Raw genomic sequence first — 24,213 nt, 5'->3', positions numbered from 1 at the left:
CCTAGAGGCAGCCTTCATTGGCCAGATACTGCTGCTCTAGTCCAAGTAGATCGCTCGAACGTTTCTTTACCCGGCGGGCTGGTGAACCGGCGTAAATGGACCATTCCTGTGTCGACTTGGAAACTAGCGCACCAGCGCCAACAGCCGTTCCTTCCGCCATTGATACTCCTGGCATCACAATTGCGCGCGCACCGATAATTGTATGGCGTCCGATCCGCACGGCGCGCTTTGTTTCATGCTTGTATGCAGCGGGCACCGTGGGGTTGGTTAGGGACCGGCCGCTGTAATCGTCCGACTGGGAGAAAACTTGCACGCCGTAGGCCAAGCCGGCGAAATCTTCCATCACCACGCCTGGTTCACCGCCAGCGACAAGGCAAAATGGCGCAATGTGAACATTGCGGCCCAGGGTCACCCTGCCGGAAATAACACAGAAATCATCGATCCGGCTGAAATCGCCGATGGTGATCTTCTCCGGTTCATAAATGCTTGCCTTGTCACTTACTTTTACATTCGCACCAAGGGCCGCAAAGCCCATAGCTTCAAGCTCTTCGCATCCGAGATAGGCCATAGTTGCTCCTTCCGAGCTTAACTCCGATCAAGTCCGTCCACGAAGCCAGCGTGAAGTAATCTCGATCACCCGTTCGGCATCCTCACCCAGTGTGTAGAACATCGGCAGGCGCACCAGACGTGCAGATATCTCATCGGTATTGCTCATCAAACCGTGCGTTCGTGAATTTTCCCTACCGAACGGCGAGCTGTGCAGTGGGACGTAATGAAAGGGAGCGACCACATCGTTCGCCTTCAGATAGGCAATGAAATCGGCGCGTTTCTCCCGATTTTCCAGCAACAGGTAGAACATGTGACCGTTGCCACTGGTATTTTGCGGAATGCGAGGGAGTTCGAATTGCTGTGCCGCGTCGAGATTTTCAAAAGCGTCCCAATACTGTTGAAACATCGTCAACCGACGCTCGCGAATGCCGCGTTCGTGTTCCAACTGGCCGCAAAGATATGCGGCGATTAATTCACCGGGAAGGAAACTGCTGCCAACATCGACCCAGGTGTATTTGGCCGTTTCCCCGCGCATGAACTGGCTGCGGTTCGTTCCCTTCTCGCGGATAATTTCGGCGCGATGTACAAGGTCTGGCCGCATCAACGTAAGTGCGCCGCCTTCGCCGCTGATAATGTTCTTGGTTTCATGGAAGCTAAAGGTGGCCATGTCTCCTAGAGATCCCGCAGGACGCCCCTTGTAAGTTGATCCTAGTGCCTGTGCAGCATCCTCCACCAGCAGCAGATCATGCTTTTCTGCAATGGCGGCGAGCGCGTCCATATCGGCGGGGAAGCCGGCATAATGGACGGCAAAAATCGCCCGGGTTTTGGCTGTTACTGCTTCGGCAACAAGCATAGGATCTATGTTGAGCGATGCCGGATCGATATCGACGAACACCGGCGTCGCGCCACGCAGGACGACGGCATTGGCCGTGGAAACAAAAGTGTAGGACGGTAAGATCACCTCATCGCCGGGTTTAAGGTCCGCAAGAATCGCGGCCATTTCCAGCGCTGCGGTACAGCTATGCGTGAGCAGTGCGGCAGCAGACCCAGTAAGCTTACGAATTGCGGCGTGGCATTTGCGCGTGTATTCGCCATCGCCGGACAGTTGACCGCGCCGGATTGCATCATAGATATATTCGAATTCGCGACCGACGATCGCCGGCTTATTGAACGGCACAGCCGAACGCTTTTCTATCTGCTCGCCTAGCCGCGGCGCGAAAACTTCATGATGTTCGTCTGAATTAGAATTCAACATAAAGCGGTCCCTCGTCAAATCTCTTGGCTGGCGGTTCAAGGTGATCGCCCCATTGCAACCGAATTGCCGTTTCTGGCGCAGCAATCACGTGGAGACCACGCGAAAGGCCAACTACTGCGCCTTGGGAATGTACATTCCCGTCGATCACTGCAGGCCCGCCAAGGATGGTATAAGCGCCTGGTACGAGGACTTGCGTCGTCTTTTGAATGCCTGACGGGATGGCATATCCTGCGATATGAATTGGGCCCCAAAAGGGCAGGTAATTATTGCGCAGCGCTGCGGTATCTTCTGGCAGGAGCAGGGCGTCGTCGCCGTCCAGCATCGCCTCGATTGCCTCGTCATTGGCGAGCAACAGCGGTACGACGCGTTCGGTCATGGTATGTCGATAGGTAGCATGGCCTGCATCGTGATAGCCGGATAACACCGCTGGCGTCATCAGCCAGTTCGCTTTCGAGAGCGTGGCGATCATGCCGTTGTGATCGAAATACGCCGTGCCCGGGGGCAACAGGGCTTCAACCGTTTTCACAACTTCGCGTTGCCGGTGGATCGTTTCGCGGTCTTCGATGGCGAAAATGCCGGTGGCCATAATCGTGAGCACGCCAGTTAAGAGAATCAGAGAATAGCGCTCGATCGCCGACTGCAACACCAGCACCACGGCGACGGTTACGGGCGCGAGCATGAAGACGTAAAAATAAGCGGCGGTATTCGTGTAAAAAAATGGCAGGGTGACCGGCAGCCAAAGTCCTGTAAGGCCCCACTTCTCCCCTTGGGTCAGTGCACCTCGCCAGATGGCAAACGGCGCGGTGATAGCTGAGAGTATCAGTAATGGAGCAGTCAAGGCCGCCTTTACGCCCATCTGCCAATATGGCGGGACGCCAAGGAAAAACATCCAGCGCGAAGCACCAACGGCCATTACGGCACCCTGGGTCGAGCTCGTCACGGCTGTGGAGTGCCAAGTGTAAAGGGCGAGGAAAATCGCTATTGTACTAAGCGCAGCACCTGCCAGGCGCAGCGCTGTGGATACGGAAAAGCCGCCATCGCTCCAGCGCATCCATGCAAGCCCAAGGAACGCCGGAGCGTAGAGAACAGCCTTCATCGTGATCATCCCGGCAAGCGCCACCAGCAGGGCAAAAGCGAGAAGCGGAAGCGCGGCAAGGCGACATCGTGCAAGGATCGCCAGTGCTGACATCAAGGCAGCGGTGGCCATTGGGTCAGTACGGAAAGAAAAACCGTGCTGCATCACGAAGCCTGCCGAGAGGTATAGCAAGCATGCAAGGCTGGCGACGGGATGCTTTACGAAGCGGCGCGCCAGAGCGTAGATCGCGAGAACGGTGACCGCTTCGCAAAGCAACATAAATAGGCGCGCCGTTACGATTTTGTCCACCCCGGTCCCAGGCATATAAGGCAGCCAGGCGAACAGTCTGACGTGCAGGCTCTGCAATGGCTCGGCCAGATTGCCGCGGGCGAAATCGGCGACGTGGTGGTAAAACCAGAATTCGTCCCAATTTATTGCGCGGGTGAATACCATGCTCAGCTGCATCGCCATCAATGCAGCGACGGCAAGCAGTGGCCAGACCGAACTTGTCGCGGCAGGCATGCGCACAGTTCGTCTATCGCAAGTCTCAACCGGCGAAACGGCCAGCATCTTCATGCAGCATCCTTGCGTCGGGGCGCTGTCGCAGAGGTGCGTCCGGGCTCGCGATCGCGCTGCATCGCGGCCAGCATATCCTCCAGCTTTCGCGTGCGAACCAGGTTCTCTTCCATCAGCTTGCGATTGGCGGCCACCAGATCTGCCACCATGCCCATGATCGCCACCAGCGTGCCCAGCACCAGAAGCGCTCCGCCAAGAACCAGCGATTGCAGATGGCCGCTGCCATCACCCTGCATCCAGAACCATAGAAAGCGCAGGATCGGCACCATGCCAACAAAGGCGATAAGAGATCCTGTGCCAACAAAGGCGCGCAGCGGTTTGTATGCGGTAAACGCGCGCGCCATCGTGATGCCAGTGTGCATGACGAAGCGCGGAATGGATTTGAACAGGCGGCTGGGGCGGGCCGCGGCATGGGTGCGCACCGGAACGGTGGCAATCGCCATCCGCTTTCGACCTGCCTGGATCAGCATGTCCGTGGTGTAGGAAAACTCCGTGGTGATGTTGATGCGCTGCGCGGCATCGCGGCTGATTGCGCGAAATCCGCTGACGGCATCGGAAACCTGCGTTCCGGCAAGGTGCTGCACCACGCCGCTGCCCACGCGCTGCATCAGGCGTTTCAGGGGAGAGAAATGGGCGTTTTCGGAAACCCCGCGATCGCCGATCACAATGTCGGCCTGGCCGTGCAGGATGGGCGTCACCAGCGCCTCTATATCGCCGCCTTCATATTGCCCGTCGCCATCGGTGTTGACGATGATGTTGGCCCCTTCGGCCAGCGCGCGGTCCACGCCGCTGCGGAAGGCGGCGGCAAGCCCGCGATTGCGCCGGTGCGATACCACGTGATGCACGCCCCACTGCCGCGCAACCTGCGCAGTGCCATCATCGCTGCCATCATCGATCACCAGATATTCCACCACATCGACACCGGCCACCCGGCGGGGCAGGGCGGCCAGCGTGGTGGGCAGAGTTTCCGCCTCGTTCAGACAGGGTATCTGGATAATCAGCTTAATCATGCGGCCCCCGGAACAGCGCCCGCAGGGGCGCGCCATAGGGCTTTGTTAAGCATGAGCGTTTAACGCTTCGTAAACTTGGCCGCGCCGATTGAATATCTCTGCACCAGGCAGGAAAGCGATTGCCCGCGCCACTCGGCCCACCTAAGCGCCCTTCAGCACCAAGGGAGCAGCGAAGGCCATGCAACAATCGGATCGGGCAGGGCTGCTGTACGCACTGGCCGGGTTCTGCCTGCTCACCATCGGCGACAGTATCGTGAAGGGGATCGACGGGGCATGGGCGCCCACGGCGATTGCCGCCTGGCGTTACGGGCTGGGGGCGCTTGGCCTCACCGCGCTGCTGGTGATGAAGGAGGGTCTTCAACCCTTGCGCAACATTCCCCGTCCGGGAATGCAGGTGCTGCGCGGCACGGGTGTGGGCATCGCCACCATCAGCTTTTTCGCAGGCCTGTGGCTGATGCCGCTGACAGATGCGATTGCCCTTGCCTTCACGCAGCCGATCTTCACCGCTGTTCTTGCCGCGACCTTCCTGGGTGAAAAGCTGCGCTGGCAGACCGTCCTGGCAACGCTGGTTGCCTTTGCCGGGGTGCTGATCGTGCTGCGTCCCAATTTCGCGGAGATCGGTCTGGGCGCCCTGCTGCCGCTGGGGGCGGCGCTGGGGATGGCGATTCTCGTCACTGCCAACCGCGCGGTTGCAGGGGCGGGCAGCGCGCTCGCCATGCAGGCCTATGTCGCCATTTTCGCTACCATCGTGCTGGTGACGGGGATGGTAATCGGACACCTTAGCGGGGTGGCTTCACTGCATGTGGAATGGCCCGTTTGGCATATTCCGGCGCGCGTCGCCATTATCGCTGTCACCGCCAGTGCGGCGCATTGGCTGATCTACCTCGGCACCGAAAGGGCAGGCGCGGCAACAGTCGCCCCGATGACATATGGGCAGCTGATCGCCGCATCGGTGATCGGCTATATCTTCTTCAGCGAAGTGCCCGATCTCACCGCGATGCTGGGCGCAGGGCTGATCATCCTGTCCGGCCTGTTTTTGTGGCACCAGGGGCGCAACAGACGCGGCGCAAGAGTGCCCGCCTGACCTATGGCACGCGCCGCACCCATGCGGTGACCTTGCGGCCGTGCATATCCACGGTAAGGCGCTGGCGGTAATCCTTGGCGAGGGTATTTTCCACCAGGGCCCCGGCCTGTTTGTTGCGGATCGTCATGCCCGTATCCGCAGTTACAATGGCACCCGGCTTTTGCGACAGGATACGGCCGATTTCCTCCACCTGGTCAACTTCCAGCGCATTGGTTTCCAGCGCGTTGTTCAGGTGATCGGGATAGACAAAGCGGGTGGGTACGCAGCTGTTCGTCTGATGGTAGAGCACCGTGGGGCCGTCCCAGATCCACAGGCAGTCCGCTTCGGCCCCCACGTGTGGCGCAATGGCCGCGGCAAGTGCCTCACTCGCAGCGCGCTCTTCCAGCGATCGTACCCGGCGATCGGGCAGCGATATCAGTGCCAGCAAGCCGGCGGTCAGCACTATGGCCGGCCAGATGCGCAAAGGCCCATGGCGATTGAGCAAGGGAAGGGCAACCAATGCGGCAGGCGCGGCCAATGCGGCGTAATAGTAGAGGTAGACCGTACCCGGCAGGAATACGGTGGCAAGCGTCGCCACAGCCCAGCCGGTGAAGAAACCCCACGTCCCAATGGGCTGCGGCCGCCGCATGCGCAATGCGGCGTAGACACCGCCTGCACACAGAACCAGAAGCGGCGCAACGCCCAGCGCGTGATTGTCCCCCCAGCGGCCCTGCGGCGCGGGCGCACGGTCAAAAAAGCTGGTGAAATTGGCAAACCAGAACGCGTCAAATTCGCCAATCGCGGCGTAGAACGCGCCCACTGCCATGGTGGGCAAAATGCCCAGCACCGCAAACAGCGCAGCGATCGCGGCGAGCCCGCGCCAGTCACGCCCGCGCCGATATTCCACCCACAAGGCCCAGCCGCCGAAGAACAGGCACTGCGGCACAACGGTGTATTTCACCTGTAACGCCAGCCCGCCAAGCAGCACTGCAGTGGCAGCACGGCGCGTGAAGCGCGGATGATCGGCATCCACCAGCAGCGCGGCCATGCCCAGCATGATGGGCGCGAGGAAAACCTCGCTCTGCCCGGAATAGCTGCCGTAGGCCGAGAGCAGGATCACGCAGATGGCTCCGGCAAAAGATGCCGTCACGCGGTCCACCAATCGGCGGGAGAGGCGGAAGGTGATCCAGGCGGCGGTAATGGCAAATCCGGATGCCACCAGTTGATATGACAGGGCAGAGGGGCCGAACAACAGGTGGGTGAGCCCGAAGATGGCGAACAGGCCGAAAGGCTTGCGATCCCACCAATCCACGAAGGGCAGCTCGCCATATTGCATGCGCCAGCCGATGAAGCTGTAAAGCTGCTCGTCAAAATCGGCCACGGGATCGCCAAGCCAGATGGCGCGTATGGCAAGGGTGAAGAGAGCCAGCATCGCCAGGCACAGTGCATCGCTGCGCAGCCATGTTGCTGTGCGGATCGCCTGCGTTTTGTCCAATACTGCCGTCACGCCATTCATCGCACGCATTGCCTCCTATAGAGGTGCGCAATCGCGCAACATGGTTAAGAAGCGATTATGAGTGAGGCGGAAAGCAGGAATTGCTGGCTGTGCGAAAGGCCGCTGGGCAAGCGGGTCCAATGGCACCACACCGTGCCCAAGGCGAAGAAAGGGCGCGAGACGGTTCCGGTGCATCCCATCTGTCACCGCACGATCCACGCCCACTTTACCAATGCGGAACTGGCTAGACTGGATAGCGCTCGAGAGCCCGTGGCAAAGCAGGAAGATGTCGCCAAATTCCTGCGCTGGATTGCCGATAAGCCGCCCGATTTCCACGCGCCCACGCGTCGGCCCAAATAGGCGCGGGCCTTCAGGCAGCCGCAAAACAAAAGGCCGCAGCACCTGGGTGCCGCGGCCTTGTTGTTGATAGCCGATAGATGCTGGCGCGAGGGTTAGTCCTCGACGTGTTCGGCAAGGACGGTCAGCCCATTGTCGCCAACCTCAGCAAAGCCGCCACGCACTTCGATTTCCTCGGGCGCGCCGCCTTCTGTCTTGTAGACCTGCACCGCACCGTCACGAATGGTGGACATGAAGGGCGCGTGGCCTTCCAGCACACCGAATTCGCCTTCCGCGCCGGGAACGACCACCATGTGGACGTCTTCCGAGCGGACCAGCTTCGACGGGGTTACGAGTTCGAAGTGAAGAGCCATTGTGCTTAGGCGTCCTCAGCCATCTTCTGGGCCTTCTCGACGGCTTCGTCGATCCCGCCAACCATGTAGAAGGCGCTTTCCGGCAGGTGATCGTACTCACCATCTACCACGGCCTTGAACGACTTCACCGTGTCTTCCAGCTGCACGAATTTGCCGGGGATGTTGGTGAACACCTCGGCCACGTGGAACGGCTGCGACAGGAACTTCTGGATCTTGCGCGCGCGCTGCACGGTCAGCTTATCTTCTTCGGAAAGCTCGTCCATGCCCAGAATGGCGATGATGTCCTGCAGGCTCTTGTACTTCTGCAAGGTTTCCTGAACCTTGCGAGCCGTCTCGTAGTGTTCCTGGCCCACAACGCGCGGTTCCAGAACGCGGCTGGTGGAATCGAGCGGGTCCACGGCGGGGTAGATGCCCAGCTCGGAAATCGCGCGGTTCAGCGTGGTGGTTGCGTCAAGGTGGGCAAACGATGTTGCCGGCGCAGGGTCGGTCAAGTCATCGGCAGGCACGTAGATGGCCTGCACCGAGGTGATCGAACCCTTGTTGGTGGAGGTGATGCGTTCCTGCAGGTTACCCATGTCGGTGGACAGGGTGGGCTGATAGCCCACGGCCGAAGGAATACGACCCAGCAGAGCGGACACTTCGGAACCAGCCTGCGTGAAGCGGAAGATGTTGTCCACGAAGAACAGCACGTCCTGGCCTTCCACGTCGCGGAAGTATTCCGCCATGGTCAGGCCGGACAGTGCCACGCGGGCACGTGCGCCAGGAGGCTCGTTCATCTGGCCGAACACCAGTGCCACCTTGGAACCTTCGCTGATGGCTTCGCCAGCTTCGTTCTTGGCGATAACGCCGGCGTCGAGGAATTCGTGATAAAGGTCGTTACCTTCGCGGGTACGCTCACCCACACCGGCGAACACGGACACGCCGCCGTGACCCTTTGCGATGTTGTTGATCAGTTCCTGGATGAGCACGGTCTTGCCCACGCCAGCGCCGCCAAACAGGCCGATCTTGCCGCCCTTTGCGTAAGGGGCGAGAAGGTCGATCACCTTGATGCCGGTGACGAGAATGTCTGCTTCGGTGGACTGGTCCACGAACAGCGGTGCCTCGGCATGGATCGGCATGGTCATTTCCGCGCCGATCGGGCCGCGCTCGTCGATCGCTTCGCCAACCACGTTCATGATGCGGCCGAGTGTCTTCGGGCCGACGGGCACGTTGATCTGCTTGCCGGTGGAAATCACTTCCTGGCCGCGCGTCAGGCCATCGGTGCCGTCCATTGCGATGGTGCGAACGGTGTTCTCACCAAGGTGCTGGGCAACTTCCAGAACAAGCGTGTTGTCGCCGTTCTTGGTCTCCAGCGCGGAGAGAATTGCGGGCAGCTCACCGGGGAAGGTCACGTCGACGACAGCGCCGATGACCTGGGCGATAGAGCCGTTGGTGGTCTGGTTGAGAGCAGGTGCGGTAGCCATGATTGATATCCTGTGGCGTCAGAAAGGTGTCTGTTTCGGGTTAACTAATCGGCGTGGTCAGATTGCGCAAACCGCTTCGGCATCGGCGATCACCCAGGCATCGCCGGTTTCGCTGACTTCGAGGGTTGCGTCATTGCGCAGTACATCATCATCGCCCAGGCCAAATTCGCAGGATGCGGTTTCGGCGCCCATCGCGCGCTGACAGAAAGACGTGCTGACGGTTTCGGCATCGGGGCAGGTTTCGGCGTGCAGCTCTGCAAACAGCGCTTCATCCGGAGCGGGCAGGGTAACAACAGGCTCTGCTGCCACGGTTTCGGTAGGCTCTGGTGCAGGTGCAGGCTCTTCGCCGCAGGCGGCGAGCGCGAGAATGGGCATGCAGAGGGCGAGGGTCAAATTTTTCACAAGAAAGTCTTTCCGGATCAGAGCGCTTCTGCGCCCGCAATGATTTCAATGAGTTCAGTCGTAATCGCGGCCTGACGGCTGCGGTTGTACTGGATGGTGAGCTTGTCGATCAGATCGCCGGCGTTGCGCGTGGCATTGTCCATCGCGGTCATCGAGGCGCCCTGTTCGGAAGCCTCGCGTTCCAGCAATGCACCAAACAGCTGCGTCTTGATGTAACGCGGCAGCAGATCTTCGAGGATGGCCTCTTCATCGGGCTCATACTCGACAACCGAATCCGATTCAGCGGCCGTTTCCGGGGCAGGGACCGGCAGGATCTGCGTGGTCGTGGGGTCCTGCGCCAGCGCGCTCTTGAAGATCGGATAGACGAGGTGCGCGACGTCGAATTCGCCGTTCTCGAACTTGGCTACCAGCTCGTCAGCGATTTTCTCGGCTTCGGCGAAGTCCGGGTTCTTCATCTCGCTGGTGTCATATTGCGCATCGATCTGGCCGGCATAGTCGCGCTTGATCGGGGCGCGGCCCTTCTTGCCCACCAGGTAGAAGGACACATCCTTCCCCTCGGCCATCAGCGCCTTTGCCTGCTTCTTGGCCTCTTTCACGATATTCGCGTTGAGACCGCCGCACAGGCCCTTGTCGGTGTTGACCACGACCAGCAGATGACGCTGCCTGCTGCCCGTGCCGCGCAGCAGCAGGGGTGCAGAATCGCCGCTCACCTTGCTGGCGAGCGAGCCCATCACGCCTGCCAGGCGATCCGCATAAGGGCGCGCAGCCTCGGCAGCGGCCTGCGCCTTGCGCAATTTAGCCGCCGCGACCATCTGCTTGGCCTTGGTGATCTTCTGCGTGGACTTGACCGACTTGATCCGGTCCTTGAGTTCCTTGAGGCTAGCCATTTCGGCTCCCTATTTGTCTCTTGAACGGATCAGGCGAACTGCTTGGCGAAGGTGTCGAGCGCGCTCTTCACCTTTTCACGCGTGTCGTCCTCGAACTTGCCGGTGTCGGCAATGGTCTTGAGGACATCGGCGTGCTCGTTACGCATGAAGCTGAGCATGGCGGCTTCGTATTCGGTCACGCGGTCAACTGCCACGCTATCGATGTAGCCGTTTGTGCCTGCGAAGATCGAAACAACCTGCTCTTCCACCGGCATCGGCGAGAACTGCGGCTGCTTCAGCAGCTCGGTCAGACGCGCACCGCGGTTCAGCAGCTTCTGCGTGGAGGGATCGAGGTCCGAGCCGAACTGGGCGAAGGCCGCCATTTCGCGGTACTGCGCCAGCTCCAGCTTGATGGAACCTGCAACCTTCTTCATCGCCTTGGTCTGGGCGGCACCGCCCACACGCGACACCGAAAGGCCCACGTTAATGGCGGGACGGATGCCCTGGAAGAAGAGGTCCGTTTCGAGGAAGATCTGGCCGTCGGTGATCGAGATCACGTTGGTCGGGATATAGGCCGATACGTCGCCAGCCTGTGTTTCAATGATCGGCAGTGCCGTCAGCGAGCCGCCACCATTGTCGTCGTTCATCTTGGCGGCGCGTTCCAGCAAGCGAGAGTGCAGGTAGAACACGTCACCCGGATAAGCTTCGCGGCCCGGAGGACGACGCAGCAGCAGCGACATCTGGCGATAGGCCACGGCCTGCTTGGAAAGGTCGTCATAAACGATCACGGCGTGCATGCCGTTGTCGCGGAAGAACTCGCCCATGGCGCAGCCGGTGTAGGGCGCCAGGTACTGCAGCGGGGCAGGCTCGGAAGCGGTGGCGGCAACGACGATGGTGTAATCCATCGCGCCGTTTTCTTCGAGGCTCTTCACGATCTGCGCCACTGTGGAGCGCTTCTGGCCCACGGCGACATAGATGCAGTAGAGCTTCTTCTTCTCGTCGTCGCCGGCGTGCGCATCCTTCTGGTTGATGAAGGTGTCGATCGCCACGGCGGACTTGCCGGTCTGACGGTCACCGATGATCAGTTCGCGCTGGCCACGGCCAACGGGGACGAGGGCGTCAATGGCCTTGAGGCCGGACTGCACGGGCTCGTCAACCGATTTACGCGGGATGATGCCCGGTGCCTTCACTTCAACGCGGCTGCGCTTGTCGCTGACGATCGGGCCCTTGCCGTCGATCGGGTTGCCAAGAGCATCCACCACGCGGCCCAGCAGGCCCTTGCCCACGGGAACGTCCACGATGGTGCCGGTGCGCTTTACGCTGTCACCTTCCTTGATCTCGGCATCGGTGCCGAAGATCACGACGCCGACGTTATCGGCCTCCAGGTTGAGGGCCATGCCCTGAATACCGTTGGAGAATTCCACCATCTCACCGGCCTGCACATTGTCGAGGCCGTGAATACGGGCGATACCGTCACCCACGGAGAGGACGGAGCCGACTTCGCTGACTTCGGCTTCGGTGCCGAAATTGGCGATCTGGTCTTTGATGACCTTGGAAATTTCTGCGGCGCGGATATCCATTGCAATCAGCCTTCTTATATATGGCTACTCAGGCGGTCTTCATGGCCTGGGCGAGGGAGTTGAGACGGGTACGGATCGAGCTGTCGATGCGCTTCGATCCGATGGTGACGACGAGCCCGCCCAGAAGGTCGGGATCGACGCGCGATTTCAGTTTCACCGTGCGGCCTTCGCGGGCGCGCAGCTTGCTTTCCAGCTCGATCAGCTGGGCATCGGTGAGGGCGTGTGCGCTGGCAACTTCGGCCTGCACTTCGCCGCGCTGGGCGGCGGCGATGATGGAGAAGGCACGGATGACGCCGGGCAATTTCGACACGCGGCGATTGTTCGCCAGCACGCCGAGAAAATTCTTCGTCAATTCCGAAAGGCCAAGGTGATCGCCGATGCCGGCCATCACGGATGCCAGCTGGCTGCGGCTGATCTCTGGATTGTTGATAAGCGCCGAAAGCTCTTTCGATTCGCGCAATGCGGAATCGAGCTTGTCCAGATCGGACTCGACAGCGGTTACCGTGCCAGCTTCACTGGCAAGATCAAATAGGGCCGAGGCATAACGCCCTGCCAGGCTGGCCTGAATACCGGCGGAAAGCTCCACGCGCGAATGTCCTTCAAGGTCAGAGAAACGTAAATACTGGTTGCCTGATCGGAAGCATTTGAAACGCCCCCTTATCAAGGTTGGCGCGCGCCTAGCACCGAGGTTTGATTCATGCAACCCAACTCCGGCGCAAGTACTCATGCGATGCTACACGCGGCAGTGGAGTAAAGGTTGTTACCCTGGCAACTACCCTAATTCCCGGCCGTGTCACCATCCATCTCTACCATTTCGGAGCAGCGATAGACCAGCCGTTCATTGGGGCGCGGGGGCAGGGCAGACATGATAGCGGCCTGATTGCCGCCCAGTTCACGCGCTGCTTCCTCGTCCGCGCCGCATTCAGGTGCGACATAGGCGCCGCGGGCGGTGCGCGCCTCCCGCATGGTTTCCAGATCGAGCAGATAGCGTTCCATCACCAGCTCGCCAGCGGCAGGGTCATAACGGTTCACCGATACGGCAGCTTCATTGGCAGGAACGAACACGCGGGTCCAGCGGCCACCGGTCAGGCCATATTGTGTGCGCGCATTGATACAGCCCTTGTCGGACCATTCTATAGTCATGTCGTCTGCCGGATCGCCCACCACCCGGCTGCGATCGGTATCCAGCACGCAGGTGTAGCTGCCGCTTTGTGTAGCGGTGGTGGCGCCCGGCATGGGCACCGTGCCTGTCGGCCCGTCCGCCTCCGCGCCGGCGCGCAGGCTTTCCTCCACCATATCGTCAATCTCGGCAAAGGCGGGGCGGGACACCCAGCTGACGAGCGCGCCCACCAGAGCCACCAGCGCAACAACCCCCGCGATGGCGCGCAAACGCATATCGCCCTTCAGATGTCCGAAGACAGCCGCCGCGCCAGCGGCGAGCGCGATGATAAAGAACACCAGCGCCAGCGCCATGCCGTTGGAGCGTGCTTCGATCACCTGGTACGTGATAGTCCGCCGCGTCTCGGCAGTCTGCTGCGCCAAAGCCTCTGCCTCGCGATCGGCGCGCGCCTGCGCAACTTCGGCTTGGGCTTCTGCGCGCGCCAGCTCTTCCGCCTCCAGATCGGCGAGGCTGCGGCAGGGCAGGGCGTTGATGCGCGGCTGCACGTCATTGGCGCGTAGGAAGGGCAGCAGTTCGCGCGTGCTGACGGCGAAGAAAAACTCTGCATCGGAGCCAGCGCTTTCGGTGCCAAAGGAATTGACCCCGATCACGCGCCCGCAATCGTCCAGCAACGGGCCGCCGGAATTGCCCCGCGCAATGGGGGCCGTATGGAGAATCGTGTCGAATTCCTTGCTGGGCCTGCGCCCCGAAAGGAAGCCCGTGGCCGTAACGGGGGGCTGCGCGCGGAAAATATCCGACTGGCCAAGGCCCTGCGCACGATCCACGTTCATCGGATAGCCCACCGCCGTAACAGGGCCGCTTTTCGGCGGATTGCCTGCAATCGTCAGCGGGGGCAGGCCCAGTGGCTCTGTCAGTTGCAGCAGCGCCAGATCGTTTTTCGGGCTGACGGAAACCAGCCTGGCATAGACCGCTTCGGCCCCTTCTGCCGGAACCACGCCTATGGAAAGGCGATCGTCATCCACAGCCTCGCGCACCACGTGGGCATTGGTGACGATCCGTTCTCCCCCCACTGCAAAGCCGGTGCCGTGAGAGATGGCGAAGATTTCCTCGCCGTCCTTGCCGATGATGATCACGCGCACAACGCCGCGCGCCGATGCCTCTATATCGCCCGGATCGGCGAAGGCCGTTGCGGGCGCCAGCGTAAGCGCGGCGAGGATGAGGGCGAGAAGGCTGGCGATCCGGTGCATATGGGATCGGGCTTCTATAGGCTTGTGCATTGACCGCAAGCTTCGGGACGCGCAGCTTGCACAAAGCTGGCAAAGCAATGGCATGACCGAACGAACAATTCCCGCCCCGCTGACTGACGAGGATCGCTGGCGCATCGCCCTGGCGAAGGATCACCGCTTCGATGGCGTGTTTGTTACCGGCGTGCATTCAACGGGTATATATTGCCGCCCCAGTTGCCCGGCGCGCGCGCCCAAGCGGGAGAATGTGCGCTTTTATGAAACGCCCCTTGCGGCAGAGGACGCAGGCCTGCGCGCCTGCAAGCGGTGCGCGCCGGATCAGCATTCGCGAGAGGAACGCGCCGTGCTGCGCGTGCTGGACATGGTGCGGGAAGCGCAAGGCCCGGTGTCCCTGCAGCAGCTCGGCGCGGCAACCGGATATTCGCCCACGCATATCCAGCGCGTGTTCAAGCGGGCGGTTGGCATGTCACCCGCCGCCTACGCGCGAGCATTGCGGCGAGAGCGGGCCGGAGAGGCGCTGGCGCAGGAGCGACGCGTGACGGACGCCATATATGAGGCGGGCTATCAGGCCCCCTCCCGTTTTTACGAGGATATGAAAGGACAGCTTGGCATGAGCGCGAAAGACCGCCGGGATGGGGGAGCCGGACGCACCATTCACTATGCCTTGATGGAAACCACATTGGGAACGATGCTGGTGGCGGCCACGGACAACGGGGTGTGCTGCCTTTCATTCAATGAGGGTGAAGAGCAATTGCGCGCCCGCTTTCCCAAGGCCGAATTGATCGAGGGCGGGGAGCAATTCCGCACCCTTTTCGCAACAGTGCTGCAGGCGGTGGAGAAACCCGGCACCGGTCAGGATATTCCGCTGGATGTGCAGGGCACCGCTTTTCAGCAGCGCGTGTGGGATGAACTTCGCCGTATCCCGTCCGGCGAAACGCGCAGCTATGGCGAACTTGCTGCCGCCCTTGGCCAGCCCAAGGCCAGCCGCGCGGTGGGCGGGGCCAATGGCGCAAACAATATCGCCGTGCTGATTCCCTGCCACCGCGTGATTGCCGCCGATGGCGGGCTGGGCGGATATGCCTATGGCACCGCGATCAAGGCAGAATTGCTGGAGCGGGAAAAGCGCGGCAAGTGATGCGCGCATCTTGTGGAGCGCGCGCCGATCCTGCACGAAGCAGGGTGGCCGTGGTGAAGGATCAATCTTATGGAAGACACAACGCCGATATCGCCCGCAGCTGCCGGTGAAAACCGTTCTGTCTGGCTGAGGATCTGGCAGTTTCCGCTTATTGCCATGGCGGTCGCGCTCGCTCTGGTGGTGGGTGCGGCCTATCTAGCGGCGCTTGCAGGGCAACACCTTGTCTATCCGGCACTTGGTGAAACGGCAGGCGGGATTGCCAGTGTCTTCGTGCTGATTGCGCTGTGCATGCTGGCCTACAAGCTCATCATCCGGCGGCTGGGGGCGAAGAAGCATGACGATCTTCCCCTGAACCTGCGCGCGGTGCGCGATGTGACGGCCGGGTTTGGTGGCGGTGCCATCCTCATTTCCATCTGTGTCGGCCTGGCTGCTTTGTTTGGAGCGTACCGTATCGCCGGATCGGATGACTTTGCCGACTGGATGACGATCATCTTTCTGTTTGGGCTCTATGCCGGTTTCTTCGAAGAATTGCTGATCCGCGGGATCATCCTGCGCTGGCTGGAGGAACTGACCGGAACCTGGATCGCGCTTGTCATCAGCGCGCTGATCTTTGGCTTCCTTCATGGCGGCAATGATAATGCCACCTTCTTCTCCTCCCTCGCCATCGCGATAGAGGCGGGCGTTTTGCTGGGCGCTGCCTATGTGCTCACGCGCTCGCTCTGGCTGGCGATCGGATTGCACGCAGGGTGGAACGTGGTGCAGGCTTTGTGGGATGTGCCGGTATCGGGCAACGCCACCAGCGGGCCGATTGCCGCCACGCTGGAGGGGCCGATGCTGCTGGCAGGCGGCGGCTTCGGGCTGGAGGCGACGATCTTTGCACTGGTGGTGGCAACAGGGGCAGGGATCTGGATGCTGGTGCTGGCAAGCAGGCGCGGCAGGATCGTGAAACCGATGTGGAGCCGCAAGGGCGAGGCGATCACCGCCTATTGAGGCGGTCTGGCCCCGCGTCAGTCATTGCGCGCCCAGCCTCTGCCTGCAGGTTCGAGAGTGTCGAGGAAAGCCTCTGCGCTATCCAGATACTCCTGTTGCTTGTCCTCTCCCATCCTGTCCCATGTCGAATAGATCCGCCCGATACGATGGTTGCTTTCCAGCCGATCGCGGTGCCGGTGCATGAAATGCCAGTACAGCGGGTTGAACGGGCAGGCGGCTTCGCCTGTCTTCTTTGATGGAGAGTATCGGCATTCCTTGCAATAATCGGACATCTTGTTGATGTAATTCCCGCTGGCGGCATAGGGCTTCGACGCCAGATTTCCGCCATCGGCATAAAGGATCATCGCCGCCACATTGGGCAATTCCACCCATTCATAGGCGTCGGCATACACCACCAGATACCAGTCCTGCACCTCTCGGGGATTGATGCCGGCGAGCAGGGCAAAATTGCCCAGCACCATCAGCCGCTGGATATGATGGGCATGGGCATTATCGCGGGTGGAGCGAACGCAATCGGCAAGGCAGCGCATGTCCGTTTCGCCGGTCCAGTAAAATTCCGGCAGACCGCGCTGCGCGTTCAGTGCATTGTTACTCTGCAGGCCGGGCATCTGATACCAGTAGAACCCGCGCACATATTCGCGCCAGCCGATCAGCTGGCGAATGAAGCCTTCCACGCTGTTTAGCGGCGCCTTACCATCGCGGTACGATGCTTCCGCGCGCTGGCACAGCTCCAGCGGATCGAGCAGCCCCAGATTGATGCTGGTGGACAACATCGAATGATAGAGATCATCCTCCCCGTGCACCATCGCATCCTGATAGGGGCCGAAATTCTCTATCCGCTCTTCGAAGAAGGCATCGGCGGCCTCTTCCGCCTCGTCGCGGGTCACGGGCCAGGCGAAATTGTCCAGCGATCCGAAATGATCGGCAAAGCGGCTTTGCACCAGTTCGATGACGTCGCGCGTCGTTTCGTCCGGTTCAAACTTCGGGCGTTCTGGCGCGTCCATCTCGTCATCGGGAGATTCGCGGTTCTGCTTGTCCAGGTTCCACTGCCCGCCCTCCGGCTTGTCACCATCCATCAGCAGCCCGGTCTTGCGGCGCATCTCGCGGTAGAAATACTCCATGCGCAGCGCATCGCGGCCCTCTGCCCATTCGCGAAACTCCGCGATGCTGGCGACAAAGCGATCATCGGGCAGAATTTCCACTTCGCAATCGAACTTGTCCGGCCATTCCTCGATAGCCTGCTGCACGCGCCATTCGCCGGCTTCCACCACGTGGATGGCGCGCGGATCGTGGCGGCTGGTGGCGCGGGCAATCTCTCCGGTGAAGCTGCCGGAATTATCCTCATCGTCCAGCGTCACGTAATCCACCGTCCAGCCCGCATCGCGCAGCTCTGCGGCGAAGTGGCGCATGGCGGAAAAGATCAGCACGATCTTCTGCTTGTGATGTTTGACGTAGGTTGCCTCGTCCCACACCTCCATCATCAGGATGACGGTATCATCCTTTGTCCGGCCCCTGATCGAAGCCAAGTCGCGGGTGAGCTGATCCCCCAGAATGGGAACGAGTACGGGGCCATCGGGCGTGGATGTTTCGGGTGATGCCATGCGTTGGCAACGCTGGCCCGCGGGACTGGTGCCAGACATTGGACCAAAGCCCGTGCATCTTCGACCCAAACAAGAAGAGCACCGAACGCAGCCCAAGCCGCATTCGATGCTCTTTCTTAAACGATCAGAGTTTCAGCGTCAGTCGGTTTCGCAGCCGTACTTTTCGATCTCGGCCTCGGTTTCTTTCTGACGTGCCTCTTGCGCGGCTTCGTCCATGTAATCGCCCGGATGATCAGGACGCACTTCTTCGAGAAGCGGCTCCTTGTCACCGGCGGAATATTCATCGAACTTCTTGCGAAGCATGCAGGAATAGCCGGAATTATCATTGAGGAAGGATGCGCCCACGATGCGTGCCTCGTTCGCGCGATCTTCCTTCAGCAGCATGTGGATCAGCGCCTGGCGAACATTGATGTCAAACGGGGCATAGCTGAAGGCCGCTTCCAGGGCGATTTTCGCCTGGTCGGGGATCGGCTGGCTCTCGTCAAACAGGTACGTCAGGTAATAGCCATAGAGCGGAAAGGCGTGATCGGTTTCCAGCTTGTTTGCAGCGGCAAACCGGCTGCGCGCCTCTGCCAGCTGTGAAGGATCCTCGAAAGAACGGCGCAGCGCGACTGCGGCGTAGAAATTGGCCGCTTCCGTGGATTGCGGGTCCAGCGCCAGCAATTGCGAAGCAAGGCGTTCGGCCTCGTTATAATTGCGGGCGTCGAACTCAGCCTCCGTCGCTGTCAGCAGGACTTCGGGGCTTTGCGGATATTGCGCCACCAGCTTGCGCGCTTCACGAACCACGCGCTCTGCCCGGTCCTCGTCCACGCCGCGCTTGGACTTGATCATCGTTTCCATGCGGGCAGCCTGCGCTTCGTTCAGCTTGCGCACTTCTACCTCAGGCTCTGCATTCACGGCGTAGGGCACGCGCAGGGTGCGGGCCGCGCCGCGGCGGAATTCTTCCAGCTCGTCATGCAGCACGTCGAGATCGCCAAAGGCACGCTCCGCAGCTTCCATCGGGGACAAGCCTTCGCCGATGGCGACCATGTATTCGCTCATCTGGCCGCGGCGTTCCGGGTTCAGGTTCAGGTGGCTGGCGATCAACCAGCCGTGCGCATAGGTGCGGCCCACCGTGGTTCGATCACCGCGTGCCGGGGGATCGAAGGTCTTCTCAAGGTCGATCGGGATCGTCGTCAGCGAGGCACTGCGCCATGTCGGCACGTCACCGATGACGAAATCGTCCTCGTTGAATTCCAGGTTGGAGAAAAGCTCTGCAAAGCCTTCGCTATACCACAGCGGGTAGGGCGCATCGGCGTGCTGGAACATGAAGTAGTGCACGTATTCGTGGAACAGCGTGGCCTTGGGATCCAGCATCATGTCCTCGTCAATCGCGTTGCGCAGGCTGCGGTCGCGGCGCTTGTTGCGCTGGCGCGGTACGAAGGCGACCGAACCGTTGGCGCGGCCGATGAAGAAGCCGCCAACGCCGGTGTTGCGATTGCCTGCCAGCAGAACCGACATATCCGACGTCTCGCCAAAGCGGAAAACCGTGACCTTGGAAGATTCAGGCAAGGGCTCTGCATCGGTCTTGACCCCGGTGAAAAGGCTCAGCACCTCGTCCAGCCGCTCAAGATCCTGGGCGAATTCTACCGTGTCGTCCTGATCATCCTCGGCATAGACGATGAAGTGTTCTGTCTCTGCCCGGAACCAATCGGCGGCGAAGGCAGCGGGAGCCAAGGCAAGGGAAGTTGTCGCAGCAAGTGCGGCAAGTGCGCGTTTCATCATGTTTTTCTCCAGTCCAGACCGGGAACGTAAGGGACTAAGCCCCTCAACTCAATACGGTAAATGGTTGGTTTTGCACGATCAGCCGAGTGATTAGTTTCGTTACAAAACCTTCGTTTCAAATGAAATTAACGTACAAGAATGAGCAAAATCGCGAACTTTTTGCAAAGGTTTCTGCCGTTGTGATCAACCGCTGGTGGACAACGCGCTCTTGGGAAAGGTGATCGTTACCGTGGTCCCGGTTTGGCCGGTTTCCACGCTCAGTTCACCAGACAGCCGCTTTACCAGCTCACGCACGATCCGGGCACCAAGACTGCCATCATTGGGCCAATCTATTTCCTGCGGAATGCCCAGGCCATTGTCAGACACTTGAAGGCAGATCGCATCGTCCGCGTCCGAATTCCACAGTCGAACATCCACCATGCCTTCATGCTCCAATTCGAACGCGTGCTGCAAGGCATTGGTAAGCAGTTCGGAAACCAGCAGACCCATCTGCGAGGCGGAATCCACCGTGGCGCGAAATTCGTCCATCTCCAGGTTCATGCGCACTTCGCGATGCCCGTCCAGCATGTTGAGCGCGCTGCAGACGCGGGAGATATAGGCGCCCAGCGCCACCGAATTGTTCTCAGTCTGGTCGGGACGAGAGAATTCGTCATAAAGCAGGTTCAGCGCCTCAACCCGGTTGGCCAGCACATCCAGCGAAGATTTGGTGTTCTCGCCCTTTTTCGATTCCATCCGGATCAGCGACAGCAGCAGCGAGAGGTGGTTTTTCACACGGTGCTGAACCTCGCGCAGTTGCTCATCCAGCCTGGCGGCGCGCTCTGCAAAGGCCTTGTCCTTGGGCTGTTCCGACTGGATGCCGAGGAAATGCGTGACCTCTCCATCCTGCCGTAAGGGTGACAGCAGCAAGCGATTGATGAACTCCTCGCCAGTGGCGCGATAGTTCACAATATCGATCGTCAGCTCCTCACCCCGGCTCAAGGCTTCGCGAATGGCAGTACGGTCAGCATCGTCCGTATTCTCACCCTGAAGAAAGCGGCAATTGCGCCCGATCACGTTCTTGCCGTAATGGCCCGTAACGCGTTCGAAGGCGCTGTTCACATAGATCAGCGGCATGTCCGGCAGTTGCGCATCGGCAATCACCAGTGCAAAAGGGAGATCTTCCATCGTCTCCCGAGAAAATCCTTTGGGAATAGGCGGAGGATTCTCCGGATCAAACATTTCGTCGTCCCGCGTTCTTCTTAAATTATTGATTTCGTTGAAATTTTACTTATAGCCAGAAATGCTTAAAAAATCAAGTTCGCGCCGTTTCGCGTGGGTTTTGGGGCTGACGGTTGGCGGCAACTTTACGCATCAAACGAAACTGTAAGGATCGATATCCACGCCAATGCGCACGCCTGGCGGGTGATCAATGCCGGACAGCCAGTGGCGGATCACCTGCTGCAGATCCGCGCTCCTTCTGGCATTAAGCAACAGGCGAAAGCGATAGCGGTTTCGCAGCAACGCCAGTGGCGCAGGCGCAGGGCCAAGCACCTGCACATCATCAAGGTGAGGGCGCGTATCGCCAAGGCGGTTGGCAGCCTCGCGCGCCTCTCGCTCATCCTCGCTTGAGATGATGATGGCGGCCCATCTCCCGAACGGGGGTGCCCCGGCATAGCGACGTGCCTCGGTTTCAGCCTCGTAAAAGGCATCGCGGTCGCCAGCTTCCAGCGCGGCGATCACCGGAGCTTCGGGGTGGCGCGTCTGGATCAGCACTTCGCCCGGCTTCGCGCCGCGCCCGGCACGCCCGGCCACCTGCGCCACCTGCTGATATGTCCGTTCCGCCGCGCGAAGATCGCCGCCTTCCAGGCCGAGGTCGGCATCGATCACGCCCACAAGGGTCAGTTCAGGGAAATGGAAGCCCTTGGTAACAAGCTGCGTGCCAACAATCACGTCTATAGCCTTGGCCTCCGCCATGGCGACGAATTCGGCGGCTTTTTCAGGACTGTTGAGCGTATCGGAGGTGACCACGGCAACGCGCGCATCGGGCAGCATCTCGGCGACTTCGTCCGCAATCCGCTCTACACCGGGGCCGCAAGCGACAAGGCAATCGGGCTCGCCGCAATCGGGGCATGTTTCTGGCGGCTGCGTTTCATGCCCGCAATGGTGACAGGCGAGGCGCTTCGAAAGGCGATGCTCCACCAGCCAGGCACTGCAATTGGGGCACTGGAAGCGAAACCCGCAATGGCGGCACAACGTCAGCGGGGCATAGCCGCGGCGGTTGAGGAACAGCAGCGATTGCTCGCCCTTTTCCAGCCTGTCGAACAGCGCGCGGCGCAATGGCGGGGAAATCCACGCGCCGCTGCCAGGCTTTTCCTCCGTCAGGTCCACCAGCTGGATATCGGGCAATTGCGCGCCGCCGAAACGGCTGGGCAGCACCAGTTTCTCGTAGATGCCGGTATCGGCCATGTGCAGGCTTTCCAGCGCGGGCGTGGCGCTGGCGAGGATGACGGGCATCTTCTCGAACCGCGCGCGCATCACGGCCACGTCGCGGGCATTGTAGCGCACGCCTTCGTCCTGCTTGAAACTGATCTCATGCGCCTCGTCCACCACGATCAGGCCGAGGTTGGCGTAAGGCAGGAACAGGGCAGAGCGCGCGCCCACCACCACCTGCGCTTCCCCGCTGGCGATGGCGCGCCACGCGCGGCGGCGTTCGGTGGATTTCAGCGAGGAATGCCACACGACTGGCGCAGCGCCGAAGCGCGCCTCGAACCGGCTGAGAAAGTTTTCCGTCAGCGCGATCTCAGGCAGCATCACCAGCACCTGCCGGTCTGCCGCGATGGCCGCCGCGATGGCTTCGAAATAGGTCTCCGTTTTGCCGGAGCCTGTCACGCCATCCAGCAGGATGGGCGCGAATTTCCTGGCTTGCACGGCCTCCACCAGCCGGTCAGAAACCTCGCGTTGGTCAGCGGATAAATCGGGCTGATGATAGTCGGCATGCGCGCGTGGGTAGGGGCGGTCGACATCCACCTCGACAGGTTCCAGCACGCCCTGGTTCACCAGCCCGCGCAGCACGGCTTCGGATACCCCAGCGAGGCCCGATAGCTCACGGATCGTGGCCTGCTCACCCTCCAGCGCCTCTATCGCCTGTTGGCGTTGCGGCGTCATGCGTTCGGGCGCGCCGCCGGTCAGCCGGTATTCCGTCATGGTGGCAGGACCGCGCAGCGCGCCGCCGCTGGCGATCACCATGCGCGCCACGGCGGCGAGCGGGGCGACGTAATATTCCGCCGTCCATTCGATCAGCCGCCGCAGTTCTGCCCGAACCGGCGGGACCTCCAGCACGCCCAGAAGAGGACGCAGCTTGTTCTCGGGCACCGGATCGGTTGGCAGGCGTTCATCTTCCCAGACTATACCTGTGACCTGACGCGGCCCCAGCGGAGCGACCACGACCGATCCATGTTCGACATCCATGCCCTCAGGCACCCGGTAATCGAGCGGACCGAGCGCGGCATTCATGACCAGGAGGCGGACGCGGGATGCAGGCATTGTCAGCCATATGGGGCGGGCATTACCCTGCCTGCAAGGAGATGAGTTGCCTTATGACCGAATTGACCAATCTTTCCGCCAAATCCGGCACCTCTTCCGGCATTATGGGCCGCCGCGCCTTTATGGGCGGCGCGCTGGCATCCAGCGCATTGTTGCTGCCCGCTTGCCAGAGTTTCGGCGGTTTCAGCCTGACCGATGCGATCCGCCGCCTGCTCTATATTTCAAGCGAGCGCGCCTTTGCCCGGCTGACGGCGCCGGGTGGTTATTGGGATGAGCAGGTTGCATCGCTGGGCCTCTCCAACCTCATCGGATCGCGCGGCGGTGTCGTCGCCAGCATCCTCACCTCCACCCTGTTCAAGAACCGTCTGGAAGGTGCATTTGCCGATATCGCCATCGAAGGGGCAGAGCGCGCCGCGCCCATCGTGGCGGATGCCGTGCGCGTGATCGGCATCCAGAACGCCATTGCGCTCGTGAACGGCGGGCCGACTGCTGCCACGTCCTTCCTGCGCAATGACCTGGGCGTAACACTGGTGGATGCGATGGTGCCCGAACTGGGCGATGCAATGCGCCTTGCCAATGAGCCGCTGGTGGCGGAATTGCTGACCGGGCTGACAGGCATCGACGTGGGCGGCGTGGCGCGTAATCTTGCCGGGCAGGTGGACAATGCCATCTGGACGGAGATGGGATTTGAGGAATCGGCCATTCGCCGCAATCCGCAAGCCACCAACGATCCGCTGCTGATCAGCGTCTTTGGTGCAGGGGCCGTGCTTTAGAAGCTATAGACCCTTGCGCA

The 24,213-nt window shown here is 60.9% G+C and carries 21 protein-coding genes; 5 read left to right on the top strand and 16 right to left on the bottom strand.

The features are described 5' to 3' along the window. Position 1: 1 nt before the first annotated feature. Genes GRF63_RS16250 through GRF63_RS16235 form a run of 4 tightly spaced genes read right to left on the bottom strand, consistent with a single transcriptional unit; the run spans position 2 to position 4,465 of the window. Positions 2-568 carry an acyltransferase gene (locus GRF63_RS16250; RefSeq protein ID WP_160487109.1) on the bottom strand — a complete coding sequence of 189 codons (567 nt, stop codon included), beginning with the start codon at positions 566-568 and terminating at the stop codon, positions 2-4. Between the two features lie 27 nt (positions 569-595). Then, complete coding sequence (gene rffA / locus GRF63_RS16245) at positions 596-1,804, bottom strand: dTDP-4-amino-4,6-dideoxygalactose transaminase (protein WP_160487108.1); 1,209 nt, start codon at positions 1,802-1,804, stop codon at positions 596-598. Further along, on the bottom strand, positions 1,791-3,455 hold the full coding sequence (locus GRF63_RS16240) for a glycosyltransferase family 39 protein (protein WP_160487107.1): 1,665 nt from the start codon (positions 3,453-3,455) through the stop codon (positions 1,791-1,793). The genes rffA and GRF63_RS16240 overlap by 14 nt, the downstream gene beginning before the upstream one ends. Further along, on the bottom strand, positions 3,452-4,465 hold the full coding sequence (locus GRF63_RS16235) for a glycosyltransferase family 2 protein (RefSeq protein ID WP_202131795.1): 1,014 nt from the start codon (positions 4,463-4,465) through the stop codon (positions 3,452-3,454). The genes GRF63_RS16240 and GRF63_RS16235 overlap by 4 nt, the downstream gene beginning before the upstream one ends. A 178-nt stretch (positions 4,466-4,643) precedes the next feature. Here GRF63_RS16235 and GRF63_RS16230 point away from each other — a divergent pair, with 178 nt between their 5' ends. Beyond that, on the top strand, positions 4,644-5,549 hold the full coding sequence (locus tag GRF63_RS16230) for a DMT family transporter (RefSeq protein WP_160487106.1): 906 nt from the start codon (positions 4,644-4,646) through the stop codon (positions 5,547-5,549). 1 nt (position 5,550) lies between these two features. On the opposite strand, the gene GRF63_RS16225 is transcribed toward GRF63_RS16230, so the two are convergent. Then, entirely contained in the window at positions 5,551-7,053 is a 1,503-nt protein-coding gene (locus GRF63_RS16225; RefSeq protein WP_160487105.1) for an ArnT family glycosyltransferase, read from the bottom strand. 48 nt (positions 7,054-7,101) lie between these two features. On the opposite strand from GRF63_RS16225, the gene GRF63_RS16220 reads away from it, so the two are divergent. Next, entirely contained in the window at positions 7,102-7,383 is a 282-nt protein-coding gene (locus tag GRF63_RS16220) for an HNH endonuclease (protein WP_160487104.1), read from the top strand. Between the two features lie 92 nt (positions 7,384-7,475). On the opposite strand, the gene GRF63_RS16215 is transcribed toward GRF63_RS16220, so the two are convergent. The 7 genes from GRF63_RS16215 to GRF63_RS16185 form a co-directional block, all read right to left on the bottom strand. After that, positions 7,476-7,733 carry an ATP synthase F1 subunit epsilon gene (locus GRF63_RS16215; RefSeq protein ID WP_160487103.1) on the bottom strand — a complete coding sequence of 86 codons (258 nt, stop codon included), beginning with the start codon at positions 7,731-7,733 and terminating at the stop codon, positions 7,476-7,478. A gap of 5 nt (positions 7,734-7,738) precedes the next feature. Then, a complete protein-coding gene (gene atpD / locus GRF63_RS16210) occupies positions 7,739-9,196 on the bottom strand; it encodes a F0F1 ATP synthase subunit beta (RefSeq protein WP_160487102.1) in 1,458 nt (485 codons plus the stop codon). 57 nt (positions 9,197-9,253) lie between these two features. Continuing rightward, complete coding sequence (locus GRF63_RS16205; protein ID WP_160487101.1) at positions 9,254-9,571, bottom strand: hypothetical protein; 318 nt, start codon at positions 9,569-9,571, stop codon at positions 9,254-9,256. 44 nt (positions 9,572-9,615) lie between these two features. Next, positions 9,616-10,485, bottom strand: a complete 870-nt coding sequence (locus GRF63_RS16200; protein WP_160487100.1) for a F0F1 ATP synthase subunit gamma — start codon at positions 10,483-10,485, stop codon at positions 9,616-9,618. A 29-nt stretch (positions 10,486-10,514) separates the two neighbouring features. Continuing rightward, positions 10,515-12,044 carry a F0F1 ATP synthase subunit alpha gene (gene atpA / locus GRF63_RS16195; RefSeq protein ID WP_160487099.1) on the bottom strand — a complete coding sequence of 510 codons (1,530 nt, stop codon included), beginning with the start codon at positions 12,042-12,044 and terminating at the stop codon, positions 10,515-10,517. Between the two features lie 28 nt (positions 12,045-12,072). After that, positions 12,073-12,630 (bottom strand): F0F1 ATP synthase subunit delta, encoded by a 558-nt coding sequence (locus GRF63_RS16190; protein WP_160487098.1) that lies wholly within the window; start codon positions 12,628-12,630, stop codon positions 12,073-12,075. Between the two features lie 191 nt (positions 12,631-12,821). After that, entirely contained in the window at positions 12,822-14,441 is a 1,620-nt protein-coding gene (locus GRF63_RS16185; RefSeq protein ID WP_237392575.1) for a S1 family peptidase, read from the bottom strand. Between the two features lie 52 nt (positions 14,442-14,493). Between GRF63_RS16185 and GRF63_RS16180 the strand changes: the two genes are divergently transcribed. Continuing rightward, the gene (locus GRF63_RS16180; RefSeq protein ID WP_160487097.1) at positions 14,494-15,543 is read left to right on the top strand and encodes a bifunctional transcriptional activator/DNA repair enzyme AdaA; all 1,050 of its coding nucleotides are present in this window, start codon (positions 14,494-14,496) and stop codon (positions 15,541-15,543) included. Positions 15,544-15,612: 69 nt separating this feature from the next. Continuing rightward, on the top strand, positions 15,613-16,533 hold the full coding sequence (locus GRF63_RS16175) for a CPBP family intramembrane glutamic endopeptidase (RefSeq protein ID WP_160487096.1): 921 nt from the start codon (positions 15,613-15,615) through the stop codon (positions 16,531-16,533). 17 nt (positions 16,534-16,550) lie between these two features. Here GRF63_RS16175 and GRF63_RS16170 read toward each other — a convergent pair whose 3' ends face one another. The 4 genes from GRF63_RS16170 to GRF63_RS16155 all read right to left on the bottom strand — a co-directional run bounded on the left by GRF63_RS16170 (position 16,551) and on the right by GRF63_RS16155 (position 23,420). Beyond that, positions 16,551-18,134 carry a cryptochrome/photolyase family protein gene (locus GRF63_RS16170; RefSeq protein ID WP_160487095.1) on the bottom strand — a complete coding sequence of 528 codons (1,584 nt, stop codon included), beginning with the start codon at positions 18,132-18,134 and terminating at the stop codon, positions 16,551-16,553. 138 nt (positions 18,135-18,272) lie between these two features. Continuing rightward, positions 18,273-19,898 carry a tetratricopeptide repeat protein gene (locus tag GRF63_RS16165; RefSeq protein WP_160487094.1) on the bottom strand — a complete coding sequence of 542 codons (1,626 nt, stop codon included), beginning with the start codon at positions 19,896-19,898 and terminating at the stop codon, positions 18,273-18,275. 183 nt (positions 19,899-20,081) lie between these two features. Then, the gene (locus GRF63_RS16160; RefSeq protein WP_160487093.1) at positions 20,082-21,062 is read right to left on the bottom strand and encodes a sensor histidine kinase; all 981 of its coding nucleotides are present in this window, start codon (positions 21,060-21,062) and stop codon (positions 20,082-20,084) included. 186 nt (positions 21,063-21,248) lie between these two features. Then, positions 21,249-23,420, bottom strand: a complete 2,172-nt coding sequence (locus tag GRF63_RS16155; protein WP_160487092.1) for a primosomal protein N' — start codon at positions 23,418-23,420, stop codon at positions 21,249-21,251. A gap of 53 nt (positions 23,421-23,473) precedes the next feature. Here GRF63_RS16155 and GRF63_RS16150 point away from each other — a divergent pair, with 53 nt between their 5' ends. Next, positions 23,474-24,193 carry a DUF4197 domain-containing protein gene (locus GRF63_RS16150; RefSeq protein WP_160487091.1) on the top strand — a complete coding sequence of 240 codons (720 nt, stop codon included), beginning with the start codon at positions 23,474-23,476 and terminating at the stop codon, positions 24,191-24,193. Positions 24,194-24,213: the final 20 nt, after the last annotated feature.

The sequence above is a fragment of the Aurantiacibacter rhizosphaerae genome, from assembly GCF_009807005.1.
GTDB lineage: Bacteria > Pseudomonadota > Alphaproteobacteria > Sphingomonadales > Sphingomonadaceae > Alteraurantiacibacter > Alteraurantiacibacter rhizosphaerae.
The sequence above is the reverse complement of the archived record's forward strand: the minus strand, read 5'-3'. Positions and strand labels throughout refer to the sequence as shown.